Source organism: Bradyrhizobium sp. CCBAU 25360 (assembly GCF_028128695.1).
GTDB lineage: Bacteria > Pseudomonadota > Alphaproteobacteria > Rhizobiales > Xanthobacteraceae > Bradyrhizobium > Bradyrhizobium ottawaense.
Genome location: NZ_LBJA01000029.1, coordinates 52,109 through 71,582 on the forward strand (window position 1 = coordinate 52,109; position 19,474 = coordinate 71,582).

19 protein-coding genes are annotated in these 19,474 nt (G+C 64.9%); 11 read left to right on the forward strand and 8 right to left on the reverse strand.

Annotation, left to right across the window (positions count from 1 at the left end; all coding sequences use genetic code 11):
• Nucleotides 1-110: 110 nt before the first annotated feature.
• The 4 genes from XH81_RS06760 (at nucleotide 111) to XH81_RS06775 (ending at nucleotide 2,909) form a co-directional block, all read left to right on the forward strand.
• A complete protein-coding gene (locus XH81_RS06760; RefSeq protein ID WP_028143984.1) occupies nucleotides 111-773 on the forward strand; it encodes a glutathione S-transferase family protein in 663 nt (220 codons plus the stop codon).
• Nucleotides 774-1,078: 305 nt separating this feature from the next.
• Nucleotides 1,079-1,282 (forward strand): hypothetical protein, encoded by a 204-nt coding sequence (locus XH81_RS06765; protein WP_018321158.1) that lies wholly within the window; start codon nucleotides 1,079-1,081, stop codon nucleotides 1,280-1,282.
• Nucleotides 1,283-1,439: 157 nt separating this feature from the next.
• Entirely contained in the window at nucleotides 1,440-2,426 is a 987-nt protein-coding gene (locus tag XH81_RS06770) for a hypothetical protein (RefSeq protein WP_152102833.1), read from the forward strand.
• 42 nt (nucleotides 2,427-2,468) lie between these two features.
• Nucleotides 2,469-2,909 (forward strand): DUF1489 family protein, encoded by a 441-nt coding sequence (locus XH81_RS06775; RefSeq protein ID WP_028143982.1) that lies wholly within the window; start codon nucleotides 2,469-2,471, stop codon nucleotides 2,907-2,909.
• Here XH81_RS06775 and panC read toward each other — a convergent pair.
• Nucleotides 2,906-3,757, reverse strand: coding sequence for a pantoate--beta-alanine ligase (gene panC, locus XH81_RS06780; protein ID WP_038950344.1), 852 nt, complete (start codon nucleotides 3,755-3,757; stop codon nucleotides 2,906-2,908). The genes XH81_RS06775 and panC overlap by 4 nt on opposite strands.
• A 284-nt stretch (nucleotides 3,758-4,041) precedes the next feature.
• On the opposite strand from panC, the gene XH81_RS06785 reads away from it, so the two are divergent.
• From XH81_RS06785 to XH81_RS06800, 4 genes are all read left to right on the forward strand, one after another.
• On the forward strand, nucleotides 4,042-4,965 hold the full coding sequence (locus tag XH81_RS06785; RefSeq protein ID WP_028143980.1) for a division plane positioning ATPase MipZ: 924 nt from the start codon (nucleotides 4,042-4,044) through the stop codon (nucleotides 4,963-4,965).
• A gap of 343 nt (nucleotides 4,966-5,308) precedes the next feature.
• Nucleotides 5,309-6,169, forward strand: coding sequence for an alpha/beta fold hydrolase (locus XH81_RS06790; RefSeq protein WP_028143979.1), 861 nt, complete (start codon nucleotides 5,309-5,311; stop codon nucleotides 6,167-6,169).
• 134 nt (nucleotides 6,170-6,303) lie between these two features.
• On the forward strand, nucleotides 6,304-7,053 hold the full coding sequence (locus XH81_RS06795) for a hypothetical protein (RefSeq protein ID WP_028143978.1): 750 nt from the start codon (nucleotides 6,304-6,306) through the stop codon (nucleotides 7,051-7,053).
• A 64-nt stretch (nucleotides 7,054-7,117) separates the two neighbouring features.
• Nucleotides 7,118-7,846, forward strand: a complete 729-nt coding sequence (locus XH81_RS06800) for a DnaJ domain-containing protein (RefSeq protein ID WP_028143977.1) — start codon at nucleotides 7,118-7,120, stop codon at nucleotides 7,844-7,846.
• A gap of 218 nt (nucleotides 7,847-8,064) precedes the next feature.
• Here the strand turns inward: XH81_RS06800 and XH81_RS06805 are convergent, their stop codons facing one another.
• On the reverse strand, nucleotides 8,065-9,903 hold the full coding sequence (locus XH81_RS06805) for a D-alanyl-D-alanine carboxypeptidase (RefSeq protein WP_028143976.1): 1,839 nt from the start codon (nucleotides 9,901-9,903) through the stop codon (nucleotides 8,065-8,067).
• Nucleotides 9,904-10,290: 387 nt separating this feature from the next.
• Here XH81_RS06805 and XH81_RS06810 point away from each other — a divergent pair, with 387 nt between their 5' ends.
• Nucleotides 10,291-10,629, forward strand: a complete 339-nt coding sequence (locus XH81_RS06810; RefSeq protein ID WP_028143975.1) for a phasin family protein — start codon at nucleotides 10,291-10,293, stop codon at nucleotides 10,627-10,629.
• A gap of 74 nt (nucleotides 10,630-10,703) precedes the next feature.
• Here XH81_RS06810 and XH81_RS06815 read toward each other — a convergent pair whose 3' ends face one another.
• A complete protein-coding gene (locus XH81_RS06815) occupies nucleotides 10,704-12,065 on the reverse strand; it encodes a TadE/TadG family type IV pilus assembly protein (RefSeq protein WP_028143974.1) in 1,362 nt (453 codons plus the stop codon).
• 483 nt (nucleotides 12,066-12,548) lie between these two features.
• On the opposite strand from XH81_RS06815, the gene clpS reads away from it, so the two are divergent.
• Nucleotides 12,549-12,881 (forward strand): ATP-dependent Clp protease adapter ClpS, encoded by a 333-nt coding sequence (gene clpS, locus XH81_RS06820; protein WP_026202494.1) that lies wholly within the window; start codon nucleotides 12,549-12,551, stop codon nucleotides 12,879-12,881.
• Between the two features lie 282 nt (nucleotides 12,882-13,163).
• Entirely contained in the window at nucleotides 13,164-15,572 is a 2,409-nt protein-coding gene (gene clpA, locus XH81_RS06825; RefSeq protein WP_028143973.1) for an ATP-dependent Clp protease ATP-binding subunit ClpA, read from the forward strand.
• A 75-nt stretch (nucleotides 15,573-15,647) separates the two neighbouring features.
• Here the strand turns inward: clpA and XH81_RS06830 are convergent, their stop codons facing one another.
• The 5 genes from XH81_RS06830 to XH81_RS06850 all read right to left on the reverse strand — a co-directional run bounded on the left by XH81_RS06830 (nucleotide 15,648) and on the right by XH81_RS06850 (nucleotide 19,357).
• Nucleotides 15,648-16,106, reverse strand: coding sequence for a hypothetical protein (locus tag XH81_RS06830; protein ID WP_028143972.1), 459 nt, complete (start codon nucleotides 16,104-16,106; stop codon nucleotides 15,648-15,650).
• 128 nt (nucleotides 16,107-16,234) lie between these two features.
• Nucleotides 16,235-17,656: an MFS transporter gene (locus tag XH81_RS06835; RefSeq protein ID WP_097668964.1), complete on the reverse strand. Its 1,422-nt coding sequence runs from the start codon at nucleotides 17,654-17,656 to the stop codon at nucleotides 16,235-16,237.
• A 132-nt stretch (nucleotides 17,657-17,788) separates the two neighbouring features.
• Nucleotides 17,789-17,950, reverse strand: a complete 162-nt coding sequence (locus tag XH81_RS06840) for a hypothetical protein (protein WP_162832277.1) — start codon at nucleotides 17,948-17,950, stop codon at nucleotides 17,789-17,791.
• A 68-nt stretch (nucleotides 17,951-18,018) separates the two neighbouring features.
• A complete protein-coding gene (locus XH81_RS06845; RefSeq protein ID WP_038972432.1) occupies nucleotides 18,019-19,044 on the reverse strand; it encodes an aldo/keto reductase in 1,026 nt (341 codons plus the stop codon).
• Between the two features lie 112 nt (nucleotides 19,045-19,156).
• Nucleotides 19,157-19,357 (reverse strand): hypothetical protein, encoded by a 201-nt coding sequence (locus XH81_RS06850; RefSeq protein WP_240536453.1) that lies wholly within the window; start codon nucleotides 19,355-19,357, stop codon nucleotides 19,157-19,159.
• Nucleotides 19,358-19,474 lie beyond the last annotated feature (117 nt).

Sequence of the window (19,474 nt, forward strand, 5' to 3'; positions counted from 1 at the left end):
GAGGACCGCAACGATTGCCACGCATGACGGGGCGCAGCAACGATTGATTGGCGGCAGGGGATGGCGTTAAAAGCGGCTCGCCCTAGGACGTCTCGGGAAGGACTGATGACATGGCTGCGCTGAAACTCGCGATCGGTAACAAGAACTACTCGTCATGGTCGATGCGGCCATGGCTCGCGCTTCGCGCCAACGACATCCCGTTCGTGGAGACGCTGATCCCGCTCTACACCGACAATCCCGCGGACAAGGAGCAGATCCTGTCCTTCAGCCGTGCCGGCAAGGTGCCGGTGCTGGTCGACGGCGATGTCACGGTGTGGGATTCGCTCGCCATCATCGAATACATCGCCGAGCGCTATCCGGAAGTGAAGCTGTGGCCCGACGACGTCGCCGCGCGCGCGCATGCCCGATCGGTGTGCGCCGAGATGCATTCCGGCTTCGTGCCCCTGCGCAACGAATGCGGCATGAACCTGCACCGGCCGGTCCGGCCCTTGGCGCTGTCGGCCGACGCCAAGGCCAACGTCGCGCGCATCGAGGAGATCTGGCGCGAGTGCCGCACGCGCTACGGTGCCAAGGGTCCGTTCCTGTTCGGCCGCTTCGGTGCGGCCGATGCGATGTACGCGCCGGTGGTGCATCGCCTGCGCACCTACGCGATCGACGTCGCGCCGGACACCAAGGCCTACATGGAGACGATGATGGCGCTGCCGGCGTTCCAGGAATGGACCCGCGACGGGCTGGCCGAAACCCTTGTCATCGAGAAGTTCGAGGACGCCTGACCGGTCGGTCCGAGCGAGGCCGCTGGCTGTGTGCCGGCCGGCGGCGCTCACGTTCCGGACATTGACCGGGGCTATATGCCAATCGGGCTGCGACCGGCCCTGCGACATGCCGCCTGAACATGCGGCCCCGGCGGTATCATCGACCTGTCGGTTCCATCCCTATCATTCTGAAAAGATTGCAGGATTTACACGTTTGCCATGGTGGCATGGCGCTGGCCAAAACGGCTGGCCGCGTGCTATACAGCGCTGGGTTTCTGGCCGGCCGTCGCAGTGGGACCATGGGCGAGGCAGGCGTTGTTTGAGTGATGGAGAGGGTGTTGAAGCACAAATTCCCGATTGGAACGCGCGTATTGTTCACGGCCAGCAACGTCGCGCGCCCTGCTGCCAGCGGCTCGTACGAGGTCATTCGCCTGCTGCCGACCGACGGCGACGACTGCCAGTACCGGATCAAAAGCTCGACCGAAGCCTTCGAACGCGTCGCCAAGGAAAGCCAGCTCGCGCTGTCCTGAAAACCGACGCTCCCGCGCATTCGCGCCCCCTGCGGAATTGTGTCCTGCCGCCGTCAAAAGGCCCGCTTCACCTTCCCAAGGTGGGCCTGGGGGCAGTTGCCGACTCGCGGTGCTTGCTTGACCATTCGCTCTCTGCTCGCGTGAGGGGACGTCGCGCATGAACTGGGCATGGGCCACTTCGCTCGACCAAATCTGGCGCTCGCCGGCCTTTCCGATGTGGATGACGCTGGCGGCTGCCGGATTCTTCGGATTGATCCTGCTGATCACGCTGCTGCGCGCCGACAGGTCGGTCGCCAACGGCGCGCTGACCGTGATCACGCTGCTGTCCATCGCGATCGCCGGAGCTGCCACCGTGCGCGTCTATGGACCGGCGGGGCAGGACGCTCCGACCGAAGCGCGCGCGCAAGGTGCCGTCATCGCGAGCCTGCCGGCGCTGTCCTGTCTCGACGATCTCGCCGGCGATGCGGTCGCCATTGGCTGCGAGAAGGCGCTGTTCGGCTCGCCGGATGCCGCGGCTGCCGCCGTCTCCTATACCGCGGCCCGAATCGACCGGCTGACCGCGCTCGGTGATGCCGCGATCGCCGAGAAGAGCCTGACGACGGACATGAAGGTGCTGCGCAAGGCGCTGGAGCACGATCGCTACGGCTTCGTGGCGCAGGTGCTGGTCGTGCGCGACGGTTGCACGCAGTTCGACTGCGCCGCGTTCCGCTCGCTGACCGACCAGCAGCGGGTTGCCGCCAACATGGACGCCCATCTCTACGACATGCTGGTCGCGCGCCATGCGCCAACCTGGAACGCGCCTGCAACGGCGTCGGCGATGCCGGCCACGGCCGCGCTTGCCGGGCTGCCGCCCGCGATGCCGACGGGCAAGCCGACCAGCGCTGAGTTCCCTAGCGCCTCGTCGACGCCGCCGGTCAGCATCATGAATCCGGAGCCCACGGCGACGACGCGCCAGGCGGCGCCCGCCGCCGCGAACGCAGCGCCGGCACCGCGCGCGCCCGCCGCGACGTCGGCACAGGCCGCCGCACCACCGGCCGCGAAGAAGCCGCCGGCCCCGAAGGCTGCGCGTGCTCCTGCAGCGCCGGTTCCGCTCGCTCCGCCGCCAACCTCGGCGGCCGCGCCCGCGGCTGCGGATAACGAATAGATCGGCATTCCAAATGCGGTGCCGCCCGGCTAATGCTTGGGCATGCCGCTACATCTGATCAAGCTCGCCGTCGGTTGCGACTCCGTCAAGGAATTGAAGGAGTGGATCGCCGAACGGATGCAGACCGCCAAGAAGAAGGGTCTGCCGCAACATCACATCCACATCACCCGCATGGTCCCCAAGCGCGATGCCGAGATCCTCTCGGGCGGGTCGCTCTACTGGGTGATCAAGGGCGAGATCGCCGCACGGGAAAAGATCATCGGCATCGAGCCGTTCCGCGACAAGGACGGTATCGGCCGTTGCCGGATCGTGATGCAGCCGAAAGTGGTCTCGGTGTCGCCACGGCCGATGCGCCCATTCCAGGGCTGGCGCTATCTCGCCGACGATTCCGTGCCGCCCGATCTCGGCAAGTCCGCCGCCGGCTCGATCGCGGCGATGCCGGAGCCGATGCGGCGCGAATTGCGCGATCTCGGGCTGCTCTAAACCGCGATATTGTCGATCAGCCGAGTCGTGCCGAGCTTGGCCGCGACCAGGATCCGCAACGGTCCGTCCTTGCGCGAGGCGAGGGGCGCCAGCGTCTCGGCATGGCGCGCTTCGTAATAGTCGAGCGCAAAGCCGGCCGCCTCGATCGTTGCGGCGCCACGCTTCATGGCCGACGCAACGGCTTCGCCGGCACGGATGCGGCCGGCGCTGTCCTTCATGGCACGGTAGAGGATGGGGGCGGTCCGCCGCTCCTCGGGCGACAGATAGACGTTGCGCGAGGACATCGCGAGCCCGTCGCGCTCGCGCACGGTGCGGGAGCCGACGACCTTGACGCCGAGGTCGAGGTCGCGCGCCATCTGCGACACCACCCGCAACTGCTGAAAATCCTTTTCGCCGAAGATCGCGAAGTCCGGCCGGCACTGCGTGAACAGCTTGCCGACGACGGTGGCGACGCCGCCGAAGAAATGCGGGCGGAAGCGGTCCTCGAGGCCGGCGATCGCCGGTCCCTCCGGCACGATGCGGGTGGCAAAGCCGTCCGGATACATGGCATCGACGCCGGGATGCCAGACGATATCGACATCCTCGGCTGCGAGCTTGGCGATGTCGGCCTTCCAGGTGCGCGGATAGGCGCCGAAATCCTCGGTGGGGGCGAACTGGGTCGGGTTGACGAAGATCGAGACCACGACGCGGCTGGCGCGCCGCTTGGCGAGGCGGACGAGAGACACATGCCCGTCATGGAGGGCCCCCATGGTCGGGACCAGCGCGATCGTGGCCTTTCGCTTGCGGAGATTGTCGACGGCGCGGCGCAAGGTTGGGACCGTGCGGGCGATCAAAGGGCTTGCTGACATCAGGACTCGACAGGGTTGGGAATCGGCGCGGCATGACCTGGCGCCAGGGGCGACTAACCTTAACAAGCGGCGATCGTGGACGCCATGCATCCGGATGCGGCACAGCATCCCGCGCAAGGTCGCGCAGGATGTCGCGACATTGTGGGCTGGATTACAGAAAGAAAGACGGCGCCGCGATTCATGATGAAGCAGGCGCGCTGCGATTTGCATTACCTGTCACGCATTTCACTTGACCGCAGACGCGGCCAACTCGAAGATATTCATCAGGGGTGTTGAGGATCGCCATGCTTGTGCAGGCTAGCCAAGGCCAATCCGGCTCGGCGCATGTGGTCGTGCTCGGTAACGAGAAGGGCGGCTCCGGCAAGTCGACCACCGCCCTGCACATCGCGGTTGCGCTCCTGAAGGCCGGCCAGCGCGTCGCCACCATCGACCTCGACTGCCGTCAGCAGAGCTTCACGCGCTACATCGGCAACCGTGCCGCCTGGGCGCGCCGCACCAAGCTCGACCTCGAACTGCCGGTGCATCGCTGCATCAAGCTCGGCGAGACCATGCAGATCGCCGAGAACGAGAATTCCGAGTTCCAGCAGTTCATGGAGGCGGTCTCGGCGGTCGAGAGCAGCTTCGACTTCATCGTCATCGATACGCCGGGCACCGACAGTTATCTGATGCGGCTGGCGCACTCGATGGCCGACACGCTGGTCACGCCGATCAACGACAGCTTCCTCGATTTCGACGTGCTCGGCACCGTCGATCCCGCCAATTACGCGGTGACGGGCGAGAGCCACTACGCCGAGATGGTGCGCGACGTCAGGCGCAAGCGCCGCCAGCTCGACGGCTCGACCACCGACTGGATCGTCGTGCGCAACCGCCTGTCGATGCTCGGCTCGCGCAACAAGCAGCTCGTCGCCGAGGGGCTGAAGGATCTGTCGCTGCGGCTCGGCTTCCGCTACGTCGACGGCTTCGCCGAACGCGTCGTCTATCGCGAATTTTTCCCGCGCGGCCTGACCGCCCTCGACGAGATCGACGAAACCACGCTCGGCATGCGGCCCAATCTCGGCCATCTGACCGCACGAGAGGAGGTGACGAGCCTGCTCCGGCAGCTCAAGCTGCCGCTCGACGAGCGCGGCCGCCGCCGCGCCGCCAACCGGGCCGAGTGGTTCAACCAGGTCGACAAGCCGCTCGAGGTTCACGACATCCTCGGCGCCTGAGCGGCGGTATATCGCTACTTCCGATCGATCTGAGGTGCCGGTTTCCGCGGGAACTGTGGCCGCGCTCCGCCGTTTTCACCTTACGTTGACCGTGAAATTGAACCCAAGCGAGACCGGTTGCGTCGGATGGTGACGTGCACGCTGGCGTAGCTTGGCGAGGACGGGATGCCTACAAAACGTGTGCGGCGCACAATGAAAGGGCTGCCGGTTCACAATATTTGGCCTTCCTGTCACGCGCCTGTGACATATATTAGCGAATAGGCGACAAGGGGTCGAAGAGCCCCGGAAGAACACGATTTTCAACAGGGATTCAGGCCGCAAGAGCCTGAGGCTGAGGACGAAAATGAAGCGTGGAATTGCCGTTCTGGTTTCGGTCAGTGCTCTCTGCGGCATCGCCTATTTCACGGCGAGCAAGTGGGCGATCAAGCACGAGACCATTACCTTCTACGACGCCTCGCGCGACAATCGCCCGGTGCCCGTCGACATCGCGGTGCGTCGTGACAAGGAAATGCAGGCCACCGCCGGCATGATCACGCTGCCGGTCGCAGTGATCAATCACGGCAACACCGTCAAGAACACCGAGTACGGCTTCCTCGCCAACATCTTCGCTGCGCGCGGCTACATGGTCCTGAGCCCGCAGCACGACTTGCCGACCGATCCTCCGATGGTAACCAAGCCCGGCGAGCTCTATGTCGGCCGCCTGCCGCAGATCCTGCGCGGTGTCGCCAACATCCATCTCGCCGTGCAGGAAATGAGGAAGCTTCAGCCGAACGCCGACTACGACAAGGTCACCATGGTCGGCCATTCCATGGGCGGCGACATCACGATGTATTTCGCCAAACAGTATCCGGATGAAGTCAAAAAGGTCGTCACGCTCGACAATTTGCGCGTGCCCTTCGTCACCGCCGGCAAGTTCAAGATCCTGTCGTTCCGCTCCACCGATCCGCAGTTCAAGGCCGATGCGGGCGTGATCCCGACGGACGAGGAATGCGAGAAGGCGGGTATCCAGGTCGTGAAGACTGAATTCCAGCACAACGACATGCGCGACACCGGTCCGGATGTCGCCAAGAACTCGATCCAGGGCATGCTCGACAAATTCCTGAGCGCCGCCGACAGCGAGATCGCGCCGGTCGACACGCAATCCTCGCCGCCCAATATCCTCGAGCCCGGTCCGGTCGCCTTGATGGGGCCTGCCAAGAGCTGACCTCTTCGCCCTGACGGCGCCCACATCGTCAGTCACGATCTGCAAAGCCCCCGCCAGCCTCTGCCGGCGGGGGCTTTGCACATTGACCGGGCTGCTTGCGCTAACCACATTAGCCGCCCACGCAGGGTCAAGGCATGTCGGGCGAACCCATTAAACCCCGCAGCGGCGATGCCGTCTCGGCGCAAGCAGGCGGTGCGGTGCCGCAGGCCGGAATGTCGACTACGGAAGACATCGCCGCCTTCGTCGCCAAGGCGCAGGCGATGTCACCGCATGCGCCGGGCGCGAAGGGGCGGCTGATCTTCGCGCTGGACGCGACGATGAGCCGGCAGCCGACCTGGGACATGGCCTGCGCGCTGCAGGCCGACATGTTTCGCGAGACCGCCGCGCTCGGCAGTCTCGACATCCGGCTGGTCTATTATCGCGGCTTCAACGAGTGCCGCGCCACGGGATGGATCTCCGACAGCAACAGGCTTGCGGCGTTGATGAGCAAGATCGATTGCCGTGGCGGCGACACCCAGATCGGCAAGGTGCTGACCGAGGCGCGGCGCGAAGCGGTCGCATCGGGCGTGCGCGCCGTCGTCTTCGTCGGCGATGCCATGGAGGAGAAGGTCGACGAGCTCTGCGCCAAGGCCGGCGAGCTCGGCATGCTCAAAGTGCCCGTGTTCCTGTTTCAGGAAGGTCATGACGCCGTCGCCGAGCAGGCCTTTCGCGAGATCGCGCGCCTGACGGGTGGCGCCTGGTGCCGGTTCGATCCGGGTGCGGCGGCGCAGTTGCGCGAGCTGCTGCGGGCGGCTGCGGCCTATGCCGCCGGCGGTCGCGAGGCGCTATTGAAGCTGGCGAAGACCGCGAGCGGCGCGGCCAGGCTGATCGGCCAAATGAAGTAGCGCTCAGGCGTCGCGGCGAGGCGTATGCCATGCATTTTGCCGCGAGGGCGACTATATTCCGGTCATGACCCTGATCGCCGGCGCTGTCGCAATTATCACGCTTTATCTGCTGCTCCAGATGTTTCGCGCTGCCAATCCGGCGGTGCTGGCGAGGGCCATCAGGTTCGGTGGCGGCGTGGTGGCGCTGGCGGTCGCAGCCTTCACGGGCTTGCGGGGCGAGCTGGTGGTGGCGATCCCGCTCGGGATTTTCGGCGCCGGGCTGCTGGGCTGGACACCGCTGGCAAACGCCGGCTTCGGCAATGTCGGCGGGCTGTTCGGCGGCGGTGGTGCTGCGCCCGCGTCAGGGCAGTCTTCACGCGTGCGTTCGCAATTCCTGGATATGCGGCTCGACCACGGCTCTGGCCAGCTCGGCGGGCAGATCGTCGCCGGGCCTCACGCCGGGCGCGATCTCGGCGAGTTCGATCTCGCTAGCCTGCTGGCCATGGTTCCGACATTCGACGCCGAGAGCGTGGCCTTACTTGAAAGCTATCTGGACCGCCGGTTTCCCGCCTGGCGTCAGAACGCGCAGAGCGATGCGGCAGGGGGGCAGCGCCGCACGGCGGCGAGCGGCAAAATGACGGCGGAGGAGGCCTATCAGATCCTTGGCTTGCAGCCGGGGGCGGGGCGTGACGACATCAGCCGGGCCCACAAGACCCTGATGAAGAAACTCCATCCCGACCAAGGGGGGTCGAACTATCTCGCTGCCCGTGTAAACGAGGCCAAGGATACTCTGCTTCGTACGCATAACGGCTAACTCCGGCACTACGCTACAAACGCCCGTACCGCGTGAGCTCCGCTTGCTCTGTTTGCCGTCGCCCTGACACCCGCCATTGTCGGCGTGGTTGATCTCTTGAGTAAAGTTTTAACCGTAAATCCTTGACGAGAAGTTGTCGCGGAACTGGCATCGAGATCCGCCAAAAACAAAAATGCCCGCGCAAGGCGCGGGCATTTTGAGCGGAGCGTTGCGAAAGATCAGTTGCGGACGGTGATGCAGGAGATGTCGGCGCGCTTCAGGGTACGGCAGACGGCTTCGGCCTGGTCGCGCTCGAGCCCGGCGAAGCGGGCGCGATAGAGCTTGCGATTGTCCTTGGCGACGACCTCGGTGAACGGATCGGCCTTGCTGAGCAGGCCGCGGGCCGAGCTGCGCGCGGCGTCGATGCGCTGCTGGGCCTCGTTCTCGCTCTCGAGCGCGCCGACCTGGACGATCCAGCCGCTGTGGGTGGCGACCGGCTTGGTGGTGGCGCTCATCTGGACCGGCATCGGGTCGGCGGAGGCCAGCTTCGGAGCGGCCGGGGCGGGCGCAGCAGTCGTTGCGGCCGGCAGTACCCCGAGGAGGCCGTTGCCGGTGCCGAAGCCCGCCGGCTGCCGCGGCAGCTCGGCGCGGGTGATCTCGGCCTTCGGCGCTTCCGGCTGGCTGACGACCTCGGGCTTGTTGATGAGATCGGCCCGGGCGACGACGGCGGTGGAGGTTTCCGCGACGTCGGAACGGGACGAAATGGCGTTGGTGACCGGCGGTGCGACCTGAGCGGGGGCGGCGGAAGCGACCTTCACGGCGCCGGCCTTGACCTGAACCGTCTTGACCCGGACCGGCTTCATCGGCTCGGACGAGCCGGGGATGATGGAGAGCGGCTGGCTCGAGATCACGCCATTGGTGAGCGGCGCCGGCTCGATCTTGGATTCCGTCGGCCGAACTTCAGGCTTGGCTTCGGATCTGGGCTGGGCCGGCGGCACCGCGGCAGTCGCAGCCGCGAGCGTCGACAGGCGTGCGGCCAGACGCGACGGAGCGGCTTCAGGAGCAGGGGCAGGAGCGGCCTGAACCTGCGGAACGGCGCGGGCCGGGGTAGGCGACGCGTCGGCGACCTCGGTGCTGGCGTCCGCGCCGTTGCGCTCCGTGACCGCGGCGACGGTGTGGGTGGTCGCACCCTTCTCGAGATTCTCCGCGAGCAGGTTGCGCATGATGGCATCGCGCGAACCGCCGCTGCGGCCCCCGAGCACGACACCGATCAGATGACGGTTGCCGCGGCGCATCGAGGTCACGAGATTGAAGCCGGAGGCGCGGGTGTAGCCGGTCTTGATGCCGTCCACGCCCTCGACATTGCCGAGCAGGTGATTGTGGTTGCGGATCGACTGTCCGCGCCAGTTGAAGGTCGCGGTCGCGAAATAGCGATAGTAGCGCGGGAAGCGCTCCTGGATAGCGCGGCCGAGCGTGGCCTGGTCGCGCGCGGTCGTGACCTGCTCGTCGTTGGGAAGGCCGTTGGCGTTGCGGTACACTGTCTTGGACATGCCGAGCGAGCGCGCCTTGCGCGTCATCATCTGGGCGAAGTCGTCCTCGTCGCCGCCGATCGCTTCGGCGATCACCACGGCTGCGTCGTTGGCGGAGCGGGTGACGAGACCCTTGATCGCGTCCTCGACGCGGATGGTCTGGCCGGCGCGCAAATTCAGCTTGGTCGGATCCTGATCGGCGGCGTGCTGGGACACCGGCATCTCGGTGTCGAGCTTCATCTTCCCGGACTCGAGACGCTCGAACAGCAGGTAGAGCGTCATGATCTTGGTGAGCGAGGCGGGGTGGCGGATCCCGTCGGGGCTGGTCGCCTGGAGCACTGCGCCGGAATTGCCGTCGACGATGATGGACGCGAATTTCGGGCTGGAGCTCTCGGACACGTCGCGCTGCACCCGGTGGTGCGCGTAATGGCGGCGATGACGCCGCGCCTCGGCGGCATCGGTGGTGAAGATGACCGCGGTGGTGACCGTAAGAAGCCCGAAAACGCCAACCCGCGCCAAGCGCGAGGAAGACAACTTTTTACGAAGCATGGAACCCCGTCCCCGTTTCTGACTTGATCACCGGCTCGTGAGGCGAAATTGTGCCCAATGGACCCGGGATCATTACCTGCTCAGGCTGTCCCTCCGCTGGTGCTCGCCGCGGGGGACGTTGGACCTGAACCGCTATTCTGGCTAAGGTGATGGTCTCAAACGGCTTTTGACCGTCTGCGGAAGTTGAACACGTCCAGGGAATCAGGGTAGGGGCCCGCGGTTTCCAAATGCTTAAAGAACCCTTGCGGGAAACTCCGGGAATCTTCGCGAAATGAGTCCAATTGTGCGTCGCACAAAATTCTTGACTTTTTTTGTGCGTTGCACTAATTGTGGGCAGAGTCAGGGAGCCGGGGCTTCCCGACGAGAGCCAGGGAAAAGGATTCCGAAATGTTCAAGGTTGAAGACTTTCAGAACTACGGGAAAGAGCACTTCGAGCAGTACGTCGCCTCCGCGACCTCGGTGCAGCACGGCCTCCAGGCGATCGCCAGCGCCTATGGCGACTATACGAAGAAGTCGTTCGAAGACACCAAGTCCTTCGTCGAGAAGCTTTCCGGCGTGAAGTCGCTGGACAAGGCCATGGAAGCGCAGACCGATTTCGCCCGTTCCTCCTACGAGACCTTCGTTGCGGAATCGCAGAAGATCGCCGGCCTCTACAGCGACCTCGCCAAGCAGGCGTTCAAGCCGGTCGAGACCATCGTGTCGAAGTTCACCCCGGCTGCTCAGTAAATTTTTCAGGACGTCCTGGAATCGAAAAGCCCGGCTGAACCAGCCGGGCTTTTTGTTGGCACGCGGTCGATCCGTCAGCGCGCCACGCGCAGCTTCGACAGCGAGGTGCCGATGTCCTTGAACACCGAAACGGTCTGGCTGGCCGACGTGACGAGATAGAACTTGTCGGAACTGCTGGCGCAATATTGCAGCACGCTCGAGGTCGGATCGCTGCCGGTGTTCACCTGCACGGTGTAGATCGTGATGTTGTTGGGCTGGGCCTTGGCATTGTCGCACAGCTTCTTCTCCCGCGCGTCGATCTGCGAGGAGTCGCTGTACCAGCGGTTCTGCGTGTTCATGCCGTCGGAGAGCAGGACGATTGCGTCCTTGTAGGTGTAGTTGGTGTCCTTGGCCGGCGCGTTCATGGGATCGCCGGTCGAGAGCGTCATCCAGCCCCAGGCGAGGCCGATGCCCTGGTTGGTGTTGCCGGTCGGGACCAGATTGCCGATCAGCGTCTTGAGCGCCGACCAGTCGTAGCTCAGCGGCATGATCGGTTGGATGTAGGCCGAATTGCTGGAATTGCAGTACGAATACTGCTCCGCCGGGAACAGCGTCGACGAGTTGCTGCTCACCGGAGCAGTATTCTTGGTGTCGTAGTCCTGATCGCGGTCGGTGACGCATCCCGTCCATTTGTTGTGGTTTTTCGGCGTCCACGTCTTGCCCGCGCTGACGCAGCTCGACTGTTGCTTGTACCAATTGTCGCTGCAGCTGCCATTCACCGCTTCCCAGTCGCTCCAGTCGATCCAGGACTTGTCATAGTTGCTGCTGCCGACGTTGACGTCCTTGGAAAACGGAACGACCGAGATGTAGACGTCGCCGTTGGTCTTGGCGAGCGTGCTGAGCTGGTCGACCAGGTTCTTCGCGGCCGTCTGCATGGCCGGCATCTTACCGTCGTCGGCCATCGATCCCGTGACGTCGAGCACCAGGGCCACGCGCATGCGCGTCAGGCCCCAGGCGCTGGTGGAGGTGGTGTCGATGCCGAGTGTCGGGAAGCCGGCGATCTTCATGAAGCTGGTCGTGTAGGTGCCGGTTCCGGTGAGCTGGATCGTCGAGCCGATGCTGGTGCTCGCGGTATAAGTGGCCCCAACGGTGACCGATGGCAGGGTCGTGGTGTTGGTGAACAGGGCATTGAAATAGGTTTGCGCCTTGCTGCTGATCTGGGACGTCGTGATCGTGCCGGACGACAGGTCCCTGGAGAGCATCAGCGCGGTGGAGTCGAGGGCCGACTGCATGGAGGCGCGGGCCTGGGCGGCGCGGCTATAATCGATCGCGGCACCGACGAAGCTCAGCACCGGGACCAGCGCGATGGCGAAGATCACGGCGATATTGCCTTGCTCGGCCGTTGCAAAGCGGGCGCATAGTCGACCAAGGCGGCTGACGAGCGGCGGGCGAGACATGACAATCCCCGAAATCTGTGTTTTGCCCGATTTCGCGCCATGCCATTGAACGGCAGGTAAATTGGACCGTAGAAAACCGGAGCGACCCGCGTGAAACCGCCGCAGCCGGGTTAGTAGCCGGGGTTCCTGGTCAACATGTTCTAAACGCGCGGGGGCGAAATTTTTGTCAAATCGGTCCGGATTGTTTAACCTCGCTCCTGATCGCCCGGACCGGGAATCGGGACTGCCGTGGCCGCATCGGCCGGACCTCTGCACGCTTGCGGCGGGCCGGGGGCAGGCCCATATTGCTGGCGAACGATCCGGTTTGGACCGGATTGTCGGGAGCGGCGATCCAACAAGGCGGCGCGCCTGCGCCAGGCTCCGAAGGGCGGGGTCGCGCGGCGACCGCCATTCGCTTCCATGGGGAATTTGAACGCCTGAGCCATGCCGCAATTGACTTCCAGACTCGACCTGTCCGCGCCAGCCGCTGCCTACGCTCCTCGCATGAGCAATGACGAGAACCGTTCGGGCAACCCCTCGGGTCCGAACACTTCGGTCATTACCAAGGTCAAGCCGAAGACCAAACGGCCGAACCTCTACCGCGTGCTGATCCTGAACGACGACTACACGCCGATGGAGTTCGTCGTCCACGTGCTGGAGAAGTTCTTCAACAAGGACATCGAGGCCGCGACCAAGATCATGCTGCACGTCCATCATCATGGTATCGGGGAGTGCGGCGTGTTCACTTACGAGATCGCCGAGACCAAGGTGACACAGGTGATGGATTTCGCCCGCAAGCACCAGCATCCGCTGCAATGCGTGATGGAAAAGAAGTAGTCGCCGGTCCCGTTCCTTAGAGTGGTTCTGCTCGTGTGGTGTGTGATGGCAGCGCATCCTGCTGCATGATCCGGTGAACTTCGGCGCCGGCGTCAACCCTGCCCAAATGGGTAGTCCGCCCAAATCGGAACGGGTTTTGCATCGAAAATACCGCGGGTGTGTCGCTGCCAGAGTCGCGGAACCGGTCTTTCGCCGCGGTCTTGTATAACTATATGTGACAAAGGTTGTTGTTGCCTGACCGGGCGATGACGATCATGATGGTGGGGGCCATAGAGGACGCGAATGCCGACTTTTTCCCAAAGCCTTGAACAATCCCTGCATCGTGCGCTGGCGATCGCAAACGAGCGTCATCACCAATACGCGACGCTCGAGCATCTGTTGCTCTCCCTGATCGACGACTCCGATGCAGCCGCCGTCATGCGCGCCTGTAGTGTCGATCTCGACAAGCTCCGTACGAGCCTGGTCAATTATCTAGAGACCGAGTTCGAGAATCTGGTCACCGACGGCGCGGACGACGCCAAGCCGACAGCCGGCTTCCAGCGGGTGATCCAGCGTGCCGTGATCCACGTGCAATCCTCCGGTCGTGAAGAGGTGACCGGCGCCAACGTGCTGATCGCGATCTTCGCCGAGCGCGAGAGCCATGCCGCGTATTTCCTGCAGGAGCAGGACATGACGCGCTATGACGCGGTCAACTACATCAGCCACGGCATCGCCAAGCGGCCTGGCGTCTCCGAGGCGCGGCCGGTGCGCGGCGTCGACGAGGAGACCGAGACCAAGGGCGCCGAGGACGCCAAGAAGAAGGGCGAGGCGCTCGAGACCTATTGCGTCAACCTCAACAAGAAGGCGCGCGACGGCAAGATCGATCCGGTGATCGGACGCAATTCCGAAATCAACCGTGCGATCCAGGTGCTGTGCCGCCGGCAGAAGAACAACCCGTTGTTCGTCGGCGAAGCCGGCGTCGGCAAGACCGCGATCGCGGAGGGCCTCGCCAAGCGCATCGTCGACAGCGAGGTGCCGGAAGTTCTGGCGGCTGCCACGGTGTTCTCGCTCGACATGGGCACACTGCTCGCGGGCACGCGCTATCGCGGCGACTTCGAAGAGCGCCTGAAGCAAGTGCTGAAGGAACTCGAGGCGCATCCCAACGCCATCCTGTTCATCGACGAGATCCACACTGTGATCGGTGCGGGCGCGACGTCGGGCGGGGCGATGGATGCTTCGAACCTGCTCAAGCCCGCGCTGGCCTCGGGCACCATCCGCTGCATGGGCTCGACCACCTACAAGGAATACCGCCAGCACTTCGAGAAGGACCGCGCGCTGGTGCGGCGCTTCCAGAAGATCGACATCAACGAGCCGACGGTCGAGGACGCCATTGCGATCCTCAAGGGACTGAAGCCGTACTTCGAGGACTACCACCGGCTGAAGTACACCAATGAGGCGATCGAGGCCGCGGTGCAGCTCTCCTCGCGCTACATCCACGACCGCAAGCTGCCGGACAAGGCGATCGACGTGATCGACGAGTCCGGTGCGGCGCAGATGCTGGTCGCCGAGAACAAGCGCAAGAAGACCATCGGCATCAAGGAGATCGAGACCACGATCGCCTCGATGGCGCGGATTCCGCCGAAGAGCGTGTCGAAGGACGATGCCGAGGTGCTCAAGCATCTCGAGCAGACGCTGAAGCGCACCGTGTTCGGTCAGGACAAGGCGATCGAGTCGCTTGCGGCATCGATCAAGCTGGCGCGCGCCGGCTTGCGTGAGCCGGAGAAGCCGATCGGTTGCTACCTGTTCTCGGGTCCGACCGGCGTCGGCAAGACCGAGGTTGCAAAGCAGCTCGCGGCAAGCCTCGGCGTCGAGCTGTTGCGCTTCGACATGTCCGAATACATGGAGCGGCACACCGTATCTCGCCTGATCGGTGCGCCTCCCGGCTATGTCGGCTTCGACCAGGGCGGCCTGCTCACCGACGGCGTCGACCAGCATCCGCATTGCGTGGTGCTGCTCGACGAAATCGAGAAGGCGCATCCTGATCTCTACAACGTGCTGCTGCAGATCATGGATCACGGCCGGCTCACCGACCACAACGGCAAGCAGGTCAATTTCCGCAACGTGATCCTGATCATGACCACGAACGCGGGGGCTTCCGATCTCGCCAAGCAGGCGTTCGGCTTCACGCGCTCCAAGCGGGAAGGCGACGACCACGAGGCGATCAACCGGCAGTTCGCGCCGGAATTCCGCAACCGTCTCGATGCCATCGTCTCGTTCGGCCATCTCAGCGTCGAGGTGATCGGCACCGTGGTCGAGAAGTTCGTGCTTCAGCTCGAAGCCCAACTCGGCGACCGCGACGTCACCATCGAGCTGTCCGAGCCCGCCAAGGCCTGGCTGGTCCAGCATGGTTACGACGAGCAGATGGGCGCACGTCCCATGGCCCGCGTGATCCAGGAGCACATCAAGAAGCCGCTCGCCGACGAGGTGCTGTTCGGCAAGCTGAAGGGCGGCGGCCACGTCCGCGTCGTCCTGGTCAAGGACGAGGCTGACGAGACCAAGGAGAAGATCGGGTTCGAATTCGTCGAGGGCCCGGTCACGCCGAAGCAGGAGAAGCTGCCGGGGGCCCGCAAGCGGCCGCCGGGCAAGTCCAAGCCGGGCGGTCCCGGCGGCTCGAAGGGGCCGACCTCCAAGGGCCCGCTGGTCAAGGCTTGATCCAGCGCTCATCATGAACAGAAAGAGGCCGGCTGCGAAGCCGGCCTTTTTTGTTTCCGAGGCTGTGTGTGACCCTTACGTCCCGGCTTCGGGCGCGGCCGCTGGCGGACGCGGCTTGCGCGGCGCGGCCGGCCGCGCGCTGCGGGCGGGGGCGGTCGGCTGCATCGTCACGATGACCGGATTGGGTTTGTGATCGGTGGCCGCCCCGGTCGCGGCATCAACGCCCATGCCGATGACGCCGCCGGCGAGGAGATTGCCGGCGAAGCCGGCGGCGCCCGTGCCCGACACTTCCTTGGTGAGTTGCACCGTCTGGGGTTGATAGCCTTCCTTTTCGAAGGTGATCGTGATGTCGGCGCTACGCTTGGCGACGATGGCGCAAGGTGTTGTGCAGGTTGTCGGCACCTCAAGCCCGCTGACCACAGCCTCCACGCCTGACGGTGTCGATGAGATGCTGATGTTTTCGGTCGTGCCGCGCGTCACAGACGCGCAACCGCCCAGCATGACGCTGAGCGCCACAATTCCCAATGAACGCATGAAGTGCCCCTTATTCCCCGCGCCAATCAAGCGCAACCGGAGCGCGAGGGCAATAGGTCATTGATCCTGATAGTTAAGCCACGCAGGGGTTGTGCACGGGAATAGCAGGCACCGGAAGGTGGGCTCTGTCAGTCGCCCCGCAGGCGCTGATCGTCCTGCACGCGGACGTGTTCGGCGCCGCGCGCGCCAGCCGGAGACAGCCGCAACATGCTCAGCACCGCGCCGCAGAGTGCAAACCCGACGCCTGCGAGCAGTGCCAGCCTGGTCCCCTCAACCGGATACCGTCCGAGCAACAACGCCACCAGTGCAGCGCCAGTGGTCTGGCCGAGCAGACGCGCCGTGCCCAGCATGCCGCTGGCGCCGCCGGCGCGCTCGCGCGGGGCGGCTGCGATCATGGTGCGGTTGTTGGGGGTCTGGAACAGACCGAATCCGGCACCTGCCAGCGCCATGCGCCAGATCACGTCGAACGGTGTGGGGTCCGCGGGCAGGAAGGCGAGCGCGGCGAGGCCGCAGGCGAACAGCGTGAGGCCGATGCCGCCGAGCAGGCCGGCCGGATAACGCTCGACCAGGCGGCCGGCCAGCGGCGCCGCGAACGCCACCGCGATCGGCCATGGCGTGATCAGGAGGCCCATATGCACCGCCGAATAGCCGAAGCGGCTCTGGAGGTAGAAGGGGATCGCGACGAAGGCCAGCATCTGCCCGCAGAACGAGGCGATCGAGGTCGCGATCGACAGCGCGAACACGGGGATGCGCAACAGGTCGACCGGCAGCAGCGGCGAGGTCATGTGGGTTTCGCGCCAGATCAGCAGCGCGCCTGCGACCAGAGCAATGGCGAACTGGATCAGGCAGGTGATGGCGGCCTCGCCATGACCGACGCTGTCGACGGCTGCGATCCCGACGCCGAAGGTGATCGCTGAAAGCCCCGCACTCTGCCAATCGAACGAATGGCTGGCGGGCTTTGTGTGCGGCAGGCTGCGCAGGCCCAGCACCAGCGTCACCGCGCCGAGCGGCACGTTGATGGCGAACAGCCACGGCCAGCTTCCGACCGCCAGGATGCCTGCGGCGAGCGTCGGGCCGACCGCTGCGGAGAAGGCGACGACGAGCGCGTTGAGCCCGATGCCGCGGCCGAGCTGGCTGCGCGGGTAAGTGAAGCGCACCAGCGCCGCGTTGACGCTCATGATGCCGGCCGCGCCAAAGCCCTGGATGATGCGCGCGATCGTGAGCAGCGGCAGCGTATGCGCCAGCGCGCAGAAGGCGGATGCCAGCGTGAACAGCACCAGCCCGACCAGATAGACGCGGCGATAGCCGACGATCTCGCCGAGCGAAGCCAGCGGCAGCAGCGAGATCGTGATCGCAAGCTGGTAGCCGTTGACGATCCAGATCGAGAAGGCCGGACTGGCGTCGAGGTCGGCCGCGATCGTCGGCAGCGCGACATTGGCGATGGCGCTGTCGACCACCGCCATGATGATGCCCAGCGCAATGGTCAGCACCGCCTGGTTGCGCTGTGGCTGCGGCAGGCCGTCGGCGTGCTCGATGGGGGCGGACGACATGATGGAGGCGCGCTTGATTCGAGCCGTGTTCCGTCTCCCGATTAGGAAATTGCAGGATGGATCGCAACCCGGCAGGACACGGACGGTTCCTGTGCCGCAGGCGGTCGGCATCGACCGGAACGGCCGCGCACCCTACCAGCGTGCTGTCGATTTCCCGAACACGTAGAGCGCAATGAGGCCGAGCGTCACCACCGTCGAGACGACCAGGACGGCGCGGTCCCGGTCGATCCGCGTCCGCTCGGTGCGGGTGAGATTGAGGACCGTGAACAGAGCCTTCATGGCAGATCGGCGCATCGGCGGCCTCGCGACGGCCGCATGGTGCCACGGCCGGCGCGAGCGGGCTTGATGCAGCTCAACGAGGCCTACACCGCCGGCGGGTTCCGGTCGGTGAAGGTCGTGCGCTGGTGCCAGTAGGGATAGGGCAGCGTCACCTTGCTCGCCGCGTCGAGTTTTGCGACCTGGTCCTTGGTCAAGGACCAGCCGACGGCGCCGAGATTTTCGCGCAGCTGCGTCTCGTTGCGCGCGCCGATGATCAGCGTCGATACGGTCGGGCGCTGCAGCAGCCAGTTCAGCGCGATCTGCGACACGCTCTTGCCGGTTTCCTTCGCGACCTCGTCGATGGCATCGACGACACGATAGACATGCTCGTCCGGCACCGGCGGGCCGAACTCGGCGGTCTTGGGCAGGCGGCTCACCTCGGGCTTCGGCTGACCTCGGCGAAGCTTGCCCGTGAGGCGTCCCCATCCGAGCGGCGACCAGACCACGGCACCTAACCCCTGGTCGAGGCCGAGCGGCATCAACTCCCATTCGTAATCGCGCCCGATCAGCGAATAATAGGTCTGGTTGGCGACGTAGCGCGGAAAACCGTGCTTGTCGGCAACAGAGAGCGACTTCATCAGGTGCCAGCCGGAAAAATTCGAAACGCCGACATAGCGGATCTTGCCGGCGCGCACGAGCGTATCGAGGGTCGCGAGCACCTCCTCGGGCGGGGTGAAGGCGTCGAAGCCGTGGAGCTGGAACAAGTCGATGTAGTCGGTGCCGAGCCGGCTCAGCGAACCGTCGATGGCTGCGAGCAGATGCTGCCGTGACGAGCCGATGTCGTTCGGGCCGTCGCCGAAGCGAAACGTGGCCTTGGTCGAGACCAGCACCTTGTCGCGGCGGCCCTTGATGGCCTCGCCGAGAACGCGTTCGGACTCGCCGAGCGAATAGACGTCCGCGGTGTCGAACATCGACACGCCGGCCTCGAGGCAGATATCCAGCAGGCGCCGCGCCTCGGTCGCGTCCGTCGTGCCCCACGCGGCAAGGCGGCCGACGCCGCCGAAGGTGCCGGTGCCAAGGCTCAAAGCGGGCACCATGAGGCCTGACCGGCCCAAGCGTCGGTATTCCATCGAAATGCTCCTCGGCTGCCGCTGATTGATCGTTGCGGCCTCGGCATCGAGGTTAGCGCAAGCGGGTGCCTTGTCCTATCACGCGCTCACATACCGGCCTTGCTCGGACGCCCTAATCGTGCCGAATCATATCGTCGAACGCGGCGTCAACGATGCGCGGGCCGACAAGCTTCGCCGAAAGTTTCGCCTCGTCCCTTGCCTGGGATGGGGGAGCGCAGCCGAGCTCTCGATTGCGCGTCTGCTGCGGCAGCAGAGTCAAACCCCATCCCACCACGACCAGCACGGCGAGACGGATCGCGATGACGCTCAGCAACAGCTCGTTTCCGCTTATCGTCGTCTGAGTCCTCATGCGTGGCAGCCTGATCCACGCCGCAACGCAAGACAATCTGGAATTGGCGAGCGTTGCCTTCGTCCAGGACGAAGGCTTGCG

Bases quoted from the DNA above. Each gene is read 5' to 3' on its own strand.
- XH81_RS06840 (WP_162832277.1), bottom strand. From the start codon at position 17,950: ATGCGCCGATCTGCCATGAAGGCTCTGTTCACGGTCCTCAATCTCACC.
- XH81_RS06765 (WP_018321158.1), top strand. From the start codon at position 1,079: ATGGAGAGGGTGTTGAAGCACAAATTCCCGATTGGAACGCGCGTATTG.
- XH81_RS06800 (WP_028143977.1), top strand. From the start codon at position 7,118: ATGACCCTGATCGCCGGCGCTGTCGCAATTATCACGCTTTATCTGCTG.
- panC (WP_038950344.1), bottom strand. From the start codon at position 3,757: ATGTCAGCAAGCCCTTTGATCGCCCGCACGGTCCCAACCTTGCGCCGC.
- clpS (WP_026202494.1), top strand. From the start codon at position 12,549: ATGAGCAATGACGAGAACCGTTCGGGCAACCCCTCGGGTCCGAACACT.
- XH81_RS06785 (WP_028143980.1), top strand. From the start codon at position 4,042: ATGCTTGTGCAGGCTAGCCAAGGCCAATCCGGCTCGGCGCATGTGGTC.
- XH81_RS06760 (WP_028143984.1), top strand. From the start codon at position 111: ATGGCTGCGCTGAAACTCGCGATCGGTAACAAGAACTACTCGTCATGG.
- XH81_RS06830 (WP_028143972.1), bottom strand. From the start codon at position 16,106: ATGCGTTCATTGGGAATTGTGGCGCTCAGCGTCATGCTGGGCGGTTGC.
- XH81_RS06770 (WP_152102833.1), top strand. From the start codon at position 1,440: ATGAACTGGGCATGGGCCACTTCGCTCGACCAAATCTGGCGCTCGCCG.
- clpA (WP_028143973.1), top strand. From the start codon at position 13,164: ATGCCGACTTTTTCCCAAAGCCTTGAACAATCCCTGCATCGTGCGCTG.
- XH81_RS06815 (WP_028143974.1), bottom strand. From the start codon at position 12,065: ATGTCTCGCCCGCCGCTCGTCAGCCGCCTTGGTCGACTATGCGCCCGC.
- XH81_RS06835 (WP_097668964.1), bottom strand. From the start codon at position 17,656: ATGTCGTCCGCCCCCATCGAGCACGCCGACGGCCTGCCGCAGCCACAG.
- XH81_RS06795 (WP_028143978.1), top strand. From the start codon at position 6,304: ATGTCGGGCGAACCCATTAAACCCCGCAGCGGCGATGCCGTCTCGGCG.
- XH81_RS06790 (WP_028143979.1), top strand. From the start codon at position 5,309: ATGAAGCGTGGAATTGCCGTTCTGGTTTCGGTCAGTGCTCTCTGCGGC.
- XH81_RS06810 (WP_028143975.1), top strand. From the start codon at position 10,291: ATGTTCAAGGTTGAAGACTTTCAGAACTACGGGAAAGAGCACTTCGAG.
- XH81_RS06845 (WP_038972432.1), bottom strand. From the start codon at position 19,044: ATGGAATACCGACGCTTGGGCCGGTCAGGCCTCATGGTGCCCGCTTTG.
- XH81_RS06805 (WP_028143976.1), bottom strand. From the start codon at position 9,903: ATGCTTCGTAAAAAGTTGTCTTCCTCGCGCTTGGCGCGGGTTGGCGTT.
- XH81_RS06775 (WP_028143982.1), top strand. From the start codon at position 2,469: ATGCCGCTACATCTGATCAAGCTCGCCGTCGGTTGCGACTCCGTCAAG.